The organism is Amycolatopsis sp. SID8362 (assembly GCF_010550475.1).
GTDB lineage: Bacteria > Actinomycetota > Actinomycetes > Mycobacteriales > Pseudonocardiaceae > Amycolatopsis > Amycolatopsis eburnea.
Genome location: NZ_JAAGNB010001768.1, coordinates 1 through 8,805, shown reverse-complemented (window position 1 = coordinate 8,805; position 8,805 = coordinate 1). Strand labels below are relative to the sequence as shown.

10 protein-coding genes and 1 pseudogene are annotated in these 8,805 nt (G+C 71.0%); 7 read left to right on the top strand and 4 right to left on the bottom strand.

All coding sequences use genetic code 11. The annotated features are described in order from the left end of the window. Positions 1–480, bottom strand: a pseudogene (locus G3I65_RS54300) (hypothetical protein); the annotation flags it as partial. A gap of 92 nt (positions 481–572) precedes the next feature. Between G3I65_RS54300 and ahcY the strand changes: the two are divergent. The 3 genes from ahcY to G3I65_RS54285 all read left to right on the top strand — a co-directional run bounded on the left by ahcY (position 573) and on the right by G3I65_RS54285 (position 3,085). Beyond that, positions 573–2,045 (top strand): adenosylhomocysteinase, encoded by a 1,473-nt coding sequence (ahcY, locus tag G3I65_RS54295; protein ID WP_160704231.1) that lies wholly within the window; start codon positions 573–575, stop codon positions 2,043–2,045. A gap of 182 nt (positions 2,046–2,227) precedes the next feature. Continuing rightward, on the top strand, positions 2,228–2,569 hold the full coding sequence (locus G3I65_RS54290; protein WP_160704229.1) for a VOC family protein: 342 nt from the start codon (positions 2,228–2,230) through the stop codon (positions 2,567–2,569). Between the two features lie 129 nt (positions 2,570–2,698). Further along, positions 2,699–3,085: a YjdF family protein gene (locus G3I65_RS54285; RefSeq protein ID WP_160704227.1), complete on the top strand. Its 387-nt coding sequence runs from the start codon at positions 2,699–2,701 to the stop codon at positions 3,083–3,085. A 25-nt stretch (positions 3,086–3,110) separates the two neighbouring features. On the opposite strand, the gene G3I65_RS54280 is transcribed toward G3I65_RS54285, so the two are convergent. After that, positions 3,111–4,109 carry a hypothetical protein gene (locus G3I65_RS54280; RefSeq protein ID WP_091317693.1) on the bottom strand — a complete coding sequence of 333 codons (999 nt, stop codon included), beginning with the start codon at positions 4,107–4,109 and terminating at the stop codon, positions 3,111–3,113. Between the two features lie 247 nt (positions 4,110–4,356). Between G3I65_RS54280 and G3I65_RS54275 the strand changes: the two genes are divergently transcribed. From G3I65_RS54275 to G3I65_RS54265, 3 genes are all read left to right on the top strand, one after another. After that, positions 4,357–4,932: a papain-like cysteine protease family protein gene (locus G3I65_RS54275; protein WP_160704225.1), complete on the top strand. Its 576-nt coding sequence runs from the start codon at positions 4,357–4,359 to the stop codon at positions 4,930–4,932. Then, positions 4,929–5,684 carry a hypothetical protein gene (locus G3I65_RS54270; RefSeq protein ID WP_160704223.1) on the top strand — a complete coding sequence of 252 codons (756 nt, stop codon included), beginning with the start codon at positions 4,929–4,931 and terminating at the stop codon, positions 5,682–5,684. Before G3I65_RS54275 ends, G3I65_RS54270 begins: the two co-directional genes overlap by 4 nt. Positions 5,685–5,768: 84 nt before the next feature. Further along, entirely contained in the window at positions 5,769–6,401 is a 633-nt protein-coding gene (locus G3I65_RS54265) for a dTMP kinase (protein ID WP_309236108.1), read from the top strand. On the opposite strand, the gene solA is transcribed toward G3I65_RS54265, so the two are convergent. Together solA and G3I65_RS54255 are read right to left on the bottom strand one after the other, a co-directional pair. Then, the gene (gene solA, locus G3I65_RS54260) at positions 6,390–7,520 is read right to left on the bottom strand and encodes an N-methyl-L-tryptophan oxidase (protein ID WP_160704219.1); all 1,131 of its coding nucleotides are present in this window, start codon (positions 7,518–7,520) and stop codon (positions 6,390–6,392) included. The genes G3I65_RS54265 and solA overlap by 12 nt on opposite strands. A gap of 57 nt (positions 7,521–7,577) precedes the next feature. Beyond that, a complete protein-coding gene (locus tag G3I65_RS54255) occupies positions 7,578–8,027 on the bottom strand; it encodes a hypothetical protein (RefSeq protein WP_160704217.1) in 450 nt (149 codons plus the stop codon). 190 nt (positions 8,028–8,217) lie between these two features. Between G3I65_RS54255 and G3I65_RS54250 the strand changes: the two genes are divergently transcribed. Further along, positions 8,218–8,805, top strand: a 588-nt coding sequence (locus G3I65_RS54250; protein ID WP_160697706.1) for a leucine zipper domain-containing protein, incomplete at its 3' end; no start/stop codon positions are given.

Sequence of the window (8,805 nt, the reverse complement as noted above, 5' to 3'; positions counted from 1 at the left end):
CACGGGCAGGCAGCCCGAGCCGGGCGCGAGGCACTGCGCGGCGAACAGGTCGAGCGCGATCGCCGCGAGCTGGCCCATCAGCAGCATGGTCAGCAGCAGGGCGCCGACGCGCAGCAGGCCGCGGCACACGGCGCCCAGGACGCGCGGGAGGCGGCGGTCGGGCGGGATCGGTGGGAGCATCCAGAAAGCGACGTTGGCCAGCGAAAACGGGAACAGCAGCGCCCAGGTGGCCTTGGCGGCGCCGCCGGACGTCATGCCGTGCCACAGGTAGCCTTCGAGGGTCCGCGGGATCGTCCGGCCGAGTGCCGGCAGCACGGGCCCGGGCGCGGGCCGGCGCAGCCGGTCGGCCGGGCGGATCACCCGGCCCAGCCCGTCGCCGGCGACGTCGACGGTCGAGACCGCGTCGAGCAGGGTTTCCCCGCTGGTGCCCACGAGGCCGGCGACGCGGATTTCGACGACTCGGGTGTCCGGGCCGGGCATCGGCACGGTAAGGGTCTCCTAACCGCTCTAGGGAAGGTCGAGCGGACAACGGTAGTGTTCCGGTGTCATCGAGTCTTGGAGGAATCGCCACTATGCCCCCCGAAAGCGTTGCGAAGCGGCACGAGACCCGCAACGGCATCGAATTCGCCGTCGCCGACCTCGATGCCGCCGAGTTCGGCCGCAAGGAGATCCGCCTCGCCGAGCACGAGATGCCGGGGCTGATGGCGCTCCGGCGGGAATACGCCGAGGTCTACCCGCTGCGCGGGGCGCGCGTGTCGGGCTCGCTGCACATGACGGTGCAGACCGCGGTGCTGATCGAGACGCTGGTCGCGCTGGGTGCCGAGGTGCGCTGGGCCTCCTGCAACATCTTCTCGACCCAGGACCACGCGGCCGCCGCGATCGTCGTCGGCCCGCACGGCACGCCCGAGGAGCCCAAGGGCGTTCCGGTTTTCGCGTGGAAGGGCGAGTCGCTCGAGGAGTACTGGTGGTGCACCGAGCGGATGCTCACCTGGGACGGCGAGGGTCCCAACATGATCCTCGACGACGGCGGCGACGCCACGATGCTGGTACACAAGGGCACCGAGTACGAGAAGTCCGGCGTCGTGCCGACCCCGGACGAGAACACCTCGGACGAGTTCCGCGTGTTCCTGGAGCTGCTGCGCGCCTCGGTGGCGTCGGACAAGGACAAGTGGACCAAGATCGGTGAAGGCGTCCGCGGCGTCACCGAGGAGACCACGACCGGCGTCCTGCGGCTGTACCAGCTCGCGGCGGCCGGCGAGCTGCTGTTCCCGGCGATCAACGTCAACGACGCCGTGACGAAGTCGAAGTTCGACAACCGCTACGGCATCCGCCACTCCCTGATCGACGGCATCAACCGCGGCACCGACGTCCTGATCGGCGGCAAGGTCGCGGTCGTCTGCGGCTACGGCGACGTCGGCAAGGGCGCGGCCGAGTCCCTGCGCGGCCAGGGCGCCCGCGTGATCGTGACGGAGATCGACCCGATCTGCGCCCTCCAGGCGGCGATGGACGGCTACCAGGTCCGCACGCTGGAGAACGCGCTCCCCGAGGCCGACATCGTCATCACGACGACCGGCAACAAGGACGTCGTGCTGGTCGAGCACATGGCGAAGATGAAGCACCAGGCGATCCTGGGCAACATCGGCCACTTCGACAACGAGCTCGACATGGCGGGCCTGGCGCGCTACCCGGGCATCCGGAAGATCAACATCAAGCCCCAGGTCGACGAGTGGATCTTCCCGAACGGCAACACGATCATCGTGCTGTCCGAGGGCCGGCTCCTGAACCTGGGCAACGCGACCGGGCACCCGTCGTTCGTGATGTCGAACAGCTTCTCCAACCAGGTGATCGCGCAGATCGAGCTGTTCACCAAGCACGAGGAGTACGACAACGAGGTGTTCCGGCTGCCGAAGAAGCTCGACGAGAAGGTCGCGAAGATCCACCTCGACGCGCTGGGCGGTGAGCTGACGAAGCTGACCAAGGAGCAGGCGGAGTACATCGACGTGGATGTCGAAGGGCCGTTCAAGCCGGAGCACTACCGGTACTGAGGTTTCCGCGTTTTCGCTGGTGAGGGCCGCCCCGAAAGTGTTCGGGGCGGCCCCTCCGTTCCTCGCTCGGGACAGCCGAAGAAGCAGGTGTGAACGATGATGCTGCCGAACGACGAAACCGCCTCCTCCCGCGGCTGGGGAACCGCCGTCAGCGAGGCGCTGGACTGGACCCGGGGTGAATGGTGAGCGTCAACCTCTTCGCCGGCATCGCCGTCCGCGACTACCCCGCCGCGCTCGCCTGGTACGAACGGCTCTTCGGCTCCCCGCCGACCTACGTCGTCAGTGACACCGAAGCCCTCTGGGAAGTCACCCCGCACGGCTCGGTCGTCGTCGAACTGCGGCCCGATCGGGCCGGCCACGCCTTCCACACCCTTTTCGTCGACGACCTCGACGAGCGCATCTCCGCGATCTCCGCCCGCGGCATCGAACCCGCCGACCTCGAAACGTACGACAACGGCGTCCGCAAGTTCCTCTTCCACGACCCCGAAGGAAACGAACTCGGCATCGGCGGCGGACCCGCGTAACCTCGAACACGTTCTTGGCTTCACGAACCTCACGGCCCGGTAGGTAGTCCGGGCGGCCGATACAGGCTCGTTGTCCCGCAAGGGAAACCGGTGGCGCCAGGCTGATCCGTCACGCCTGGAGGTTTCCCGATGAGCGGGGTGTTCACGCTGTACCACGACGGCCGGTTCTGGGTCGGTGTCTACGAAATCCACGAGGACGGCCTGGTCCGGGCCGCGCGGCACGTCTTCGGCGCCGAGCCGAACAACGCCGAGCTGGCGGCCTTCGCGGCCGGGCGCGACTTCGTGCGGCTCGCCGACGAAGCCCGTGAAGCGCCGCCGGTTCCGGCGCACAAGCGGGCGAAGCGGAGCTACGACGACGAGGGCATCGGCACCGCCGCCCAGCGCGCGTTGAAGCACGCCGTCACCGAGCGGGCGACCGAAAACAAGGCGGCCCGCAAACGCCGTGCCGCCGCCGAAGCCGCCCGCCGCCGTGCCCTCGCCAAAGCCAAGTCACGCGCCAGGCACCGCGGCCGGTGAGCGTCACTTTCACGTGAAAGCGACGCTAGTTCCACTCCACCGCGACGCCGGCCAGCCCCGGCCCGGCGTCGCTGAAGAACGCGCTGCTCACCCCGCCCATGTCGCACGCCAGCTCCTCCGCCACCACCGGCAGGGCGTCGTCGCGCGCGCGGACCTGGCGGGTGCAGCGGGCCGGCAACGCGTTGCGGTCGAACCGCAGCTGGACCAGGTAGCTCGCGCACCGGTCGCGCAGCATCCGGTAGTAGCCCGGCGACGCCGACCCGGAGTCGTCGCGGACCTCGAAGCAGAACACGTGGATGTCGCCCTCGGCGAGCTTGCGGTCGAACAGCAGCTCGGTCGCCATCGTGTCGGCGTCCGGGTTGCGGCGCATCCGCCCGACGCGGCAGCCCTCGTCGGTGATCAGCTCGACGTCGTCGATGCGACAGCCCGGGTCGCCGTTGTACACCGTCAGGTACCGGTCCGGGCCGTGCCGCCGCGCCCGCGTCACCAAGCGCGTGCGCAGGCTGACCTGGCGGTGTTCCGCGTCGAACGTGATGGTGTCGTGCACCGACAGCAGCTCGAGGTCGGCGTTGTAGTGGTTCGACGACGGGTAGGCGCCGAGCTCGGCGAGCAGGTCCTCCACGATCGACCCCATGTCGCCGGAGCGCAGGTCGTGGAACGACGCCGCCGGCTGGTGGCCGCGCCGGACCAGGCGCGGGCCGATCAGCACCACGAGGGCGTCCGCGGGCAGCTGGAGGACCGATTCCAGGGCCCGGACCGCCGGCAGCGCCTTCGGCACCTCGGGCTGGCGGAGCCCGCGCTGCCAGTAGCTCAGCGTGGACTGTCCGATTTGGACGCCGCGCAGCGCGAGGTGCGCGCGCAGCCGGGCGAGCGACAGGCCGCGGTAGGCGATCGCCAGTCTCAGCGCGTGGTGGAACTCGCCGGTGCGGAGCGCCTCGGTCAGCTCTTTGGGCAGCTCGGCCACCGAAGCCCGGGTCGTGCGGGCGCCATCGATGATCAGTGGGAGGTTCCCGTCTTGTACCACCGCTCGTCCCTTCACCCGACCAGTGTGTGCGCTGGGCGTGAACACCGCGGAACGTTCACGTTAGCAGCGTAGAGTGCCCCGGCCGACCCCCGTTCAGGGTGGTTGGCCACGTAATGGTGACTGTTCCGCGTTCCGGCTGTCCCCCGGAACGGTCCGTTCCTCCGGATGGCGTTCTTGCTCCCGGTGACCACGTTGTTCACCGTTGTGACCACCGCTGGTTCGCCCACGTTCGAGCAGGAGGCCGTCCGTGCTGGTGAAGTCGAGCCAGGTTCACGCCGTACTGGTTCTGAGCCTGATGATGTGCCTGGTCGCGCCGGCCACCGCCGGAGCCGCGCCCGGAGCGCCTTCGACCTACCGCAACCAGATCGTGATGCAGGCGCAGCAGAAGAACCAGTGGTGCTGGGCCGGCGCGGGCAACACCATCGCCGCCTACCACGGGGCCACTTCGACCCAGCAGGAGTTCTGCCGGCTCGCGCACGGCGAGACCGGCCAGGACTGCGCCAACCTCACCGGCACGCTCGCCGACCCGCAGCGCGCCTTCGCCCGGCTCGGGTTCCGCTCGCCGGGCCGCTACCTCGACCGGCCGGTCAGCTACGCGGCGATCCGGACCCAGACCGCGGCCGGCCGTCCGCTCGAGACCCGGGTCGGCTTCCGCTCGGGCGGCGGGCACTCGCACGTCGTCTACGGCTACGACACCGGCGGCGACTGGGTGTTCTGGGGCGACCCGGGACCGGCCAAGCGCTACAACTGGTCGACCTACGGCTTCTACACGCACAACCCGTCGTTCTCCTGGACGCACACGCTCACCGGGATCGCCCGATGAGCAGGCGAGTGGTGGTCCTCGCCGTGCTGACCGGCGCGGCGCTGCTGATGACGGCACCGGTGTCAGGCGCGGCCCAGTCCGCCGGCATCAGCAGCGCCGACGCCGTGGCCGCGCACGCCGCGGCGGCGAGCCTCCAGGACACCCTGGTCCGGTTCTTCGCGCAGGCCCCGGACTCGCACGGGCCGGTCACGGTGCGGGTCGCGCCGGACGCCTACCCCGTCTACGAGCTGTCGGCGGACTTCGTCACGGGGAAACCGGGCGCGGCGCCCGGCGACTTCGCCTACTTCGCCGTCCCCGCCCAGGCCTCCGACGGCCGGACCGCGACGCTCTGGTCGGTGCGCGGCGACGACGGCGCCTGGCAGGTGGGCAACATCGCTTCGGGCGACGTCGAAGGCGCGTACGCCCGGCAGCTGCCCGCGGGCGCTCAGCTCCTGCACGAACCCCAGGTCGACGCCTGGTACGCGGTGCGGGACGGCCGGCTCACCCCGCTGGCCGGCGGGACGGCGGTCACCGTCGCCGACTACCAGCGGACCGTCGGCGCGCGCTACGCGGACAAGCTGCCCGGCTCGGCCTACGCCCGCGACGGCGAGGCCGGCGGCTACGACGCCACGTCCCAGGTGATGCCCCGTGGCGACGGCGGCCCGGCGGCGCCGAGCCACGACACCGGCTGGGTGCCGCTGCTGATCCTCGCCGGCGTGCTCGCGGTCAGCGGTGCCGGCTACGTCTTCCACCTGCGGCGGCAAGCCGCGTAGACGAACCGGCGGGCTCGGCGTCGATCCCCTTCCACCGAGCCCGCCGGTCAACCACCCCGCTACTGTGACGCCGTGGGTCGATTGGTGGTCATCGAAGGGCTCGACGGCGCGGGCAAGCGCACGCTGGCCGACGGGCTGACGGCGGCGCTGGGCGCCAAGGGCGCGAGCGTGGCGTCGCTGGCGTTCCCGCGCTACGGCAAGAGCGTGCACGCCGACCTCGTGCGGGAGGCGCTGCACCGCGGGCACGGCGACCTCGCCGATTCGGTGTACGGCATGGCCGTGCTCTACGCGCTGGACCGCAGCGGCGCCGCGGACGACATCCGCGCGCTGCGCGACACCCACGACGTCGTCCTGCTCGACCGGTACGTCGCTTCCAACGCCGCCTACGCCGCCGCGCGCCTGCGCCAGGACGTGACCGGCGACGTCGTGAAGTGGGTGTACGAGCTGGAAGTCGACCGCTTCGGGCTGCCCCGCCCGGACGCGCACCTGCTGCTGCGGGTGGCGCCCGCGGTGGCGGCCGAGCGCGCCGAACGCCGTGCCGTGACCGAAACCGGCCGGGAGCGCGACGCCTTCGAAACCGACGACGGCCTCCAGCGGCGCTGCGCCGCCGTGTACGACGAGCTGGCCGCGGCCGGCTGGCTCGCGCCGTGGCACGTCCTGGACGGCGTCGCGGGTGTCGACCACGAAGCCCTCGCGACGACGCTGCTAGGCCAGTAGCCGGGCCGGGTCGAACCGCGCGATCGGGTGCGCGGTGGTGCCGTCGACCACGAGATCCGCGAGGACCTCGCCGACCACCGGCGCGAACTTGAAGCCGTGCCCGGAAAAACCGCAGGCGAGCAGCACGCGTTCTTCGCCGGGGTGCCGGGCGAGCACGAAGCTTTCGTCGGCGGTGTCGGTGTACATGCACGTCGCCGCGCGGAGGAACGCGCCGGGCAGTGTCGGCAGGTGCCGCTTCACGACCGTCGCGATCTCGTGGACCTCGTCGCCGGTCACCGCGCGGTCGATGCCGTCGGGGGTGCACACGTGGCCCCCGCTGTGCAGCGCCACCTTGACGCCGTCCGCGGGCGCGTTGTGCGCCGGGAAGCCGTAGAACGTGTAGCCGTCGCCCTCCCAGATGTAGACCGGGTGCCGCTGGAACGGCGCGACGCCGCCCGACGGCGCGAACCAGTACTGCACCTGCCGCCGCACGGTGAAGGCGACACCGAAGCCGCGCAGCAGCTCGCCGGCCCATGCGCCGGGGCACAGCACCAGCCGGTCCGCCGTGTAGTAGTTGTGCGAGGTCCCGACGCGCACCCCGCCTGCCGTGGTGCTCCAGGTGAACACCTTCTCCTCGTGGTGCAGTTCGGCGCCGCGGCGCGCGGCGAGCTGCAGGTGCGCGGCGACGCTGCCTTCGGGCGACACCAGCCCGGCACCCGGTTCGTACAGCGCGACTTCGTCCGGCGACGGCGCCATGGTGGGGAACCGCCGCCGGACCTCCCGCGCGTCGAGGAGTTCGTGCGGGATGCCGAAGGCCTCGGCCGAAGCCAGGCTGCCGGTGATCGTGCGCGAGCCGGCCGTGCCGACCATCAGGCCGCCGCAGCGGGTGAACAGCCGCCGCCCGCTGTCGCGTTCGAGGCCGGCCCAGAGTTCGTGCGCCCGCAGCAGGAGCGGCACGTACTCGGGGCCTTCGAGGTACGCCTGGCGCGTGATGCGCGAACCGCCGTGGCTCGACCCGCGGTTGTGCACCGGCGCGAACTGGTCGATGCCGAGCACCCGCTGCCCGCGCTGCGCCAGCCGGTACGCGGCGGCGCTGCCCATGCCGCCGAGCCCGACGACGATCACGTCGTAGTGCGTCATGGCACCCTTCCGAAGTTGCGTCTTCAGCAACAACGTGCGTGGTGCGCGACGCGGTTGTCAAGCGCGGGCGAACTCCATGACCCAGTTGGACTCCCAGGTCCGCCCGCCGTCGGTGGAGAACTCCTGCTCCCACCGCGGCGTGGACGTCGTCGTGCCGGTCCAGGCGTAGTGCACCTTGATGGGGGTCCCTTCGTGGGTGTCGTCGCCGTAGAAGTCGCCGCGGCCGCCGGAGAACGCGCCCACGACCGGCGGCTGCAGCAGGCCGTCGCGGCTGTTGGCCCAGTACAGCGACCACTCCTCGCGTCCGACGTCGAAGAGCCGGAGGGTGCAGCCGCGGAAACCCAGGGTGGGGAAGGAGATCTCGTCCATGTTGCCGCCGCCGTCGAAGAGCGACCAGCAGGTCGTGGTGCCGGGGAACTCGGTCCAGTCGTCACTGCCGACGAGCACCTTGCCGAGCCGGCGGTTGGTCACGGTCCAGGAGCCGAGGAGGAAGTCGAAGCCGTTCATGACGACGAGCTTCGCGCGGCACCACTGACACCTCCTGTCAGTGGACGCCGGAAAACCCCGCCTAGTTGTGATGTCCGGGGACGTTGTCCCGAGTTGAGGTGATCACTGGCGGCCTGTCGTGCTGACAGGTGAAGGCCTCCGGATGTGAAGTGGAGCTGTCTAGGAACCGCTTCACCCGCCGGAGGCCTTCGTGTCCCACCCTAACGCCACCCTGACCCCGCGCACCCGGCTGCGACTCGCCCGGCTGGTCGTCGAACACGGTTGGACCCACGCTGAAGCGGCCAAGATGTTCATGGTCGCCGCCAAAACGGCCGCGAAATGGGCGCAGCGCTACCGGCTCGAGGGCGCGGCAGGGATGGCTGACCGCAGCAGCCGCCCCCACCACAGCCCGACCCGCACCCCCGAACACCTCATGCGGGCGATCGTGCGGCTGCGATGGCGCCACCGACTCGGCCCGGTCCAGATCGCCGGCCGGCTCAACGTCCCGGCTTCGACCGTGCACGCGGTGCTGGTGCGCTGCCGGATCAACCGGCTGTCCCGCATCGACCGGGTCACCGGCGAACCGCTGCGCCGCTACGAACACGACCATCCCGGCTCGCTGATCCACGTCGATGTCACCAAGTTCGGCAACATCCCCGACGGCGGCGGGCACCGCTACCTCGGCCGGCAGCAAGGCGAGCGCAACAAACGCGCCACGCCAGGCTTGCCCCGCGGCGCGGACTACAAGCCCCGCACCGGCACCGCGTTCGTGCACACCGTCATCGACGACCACTCCCGC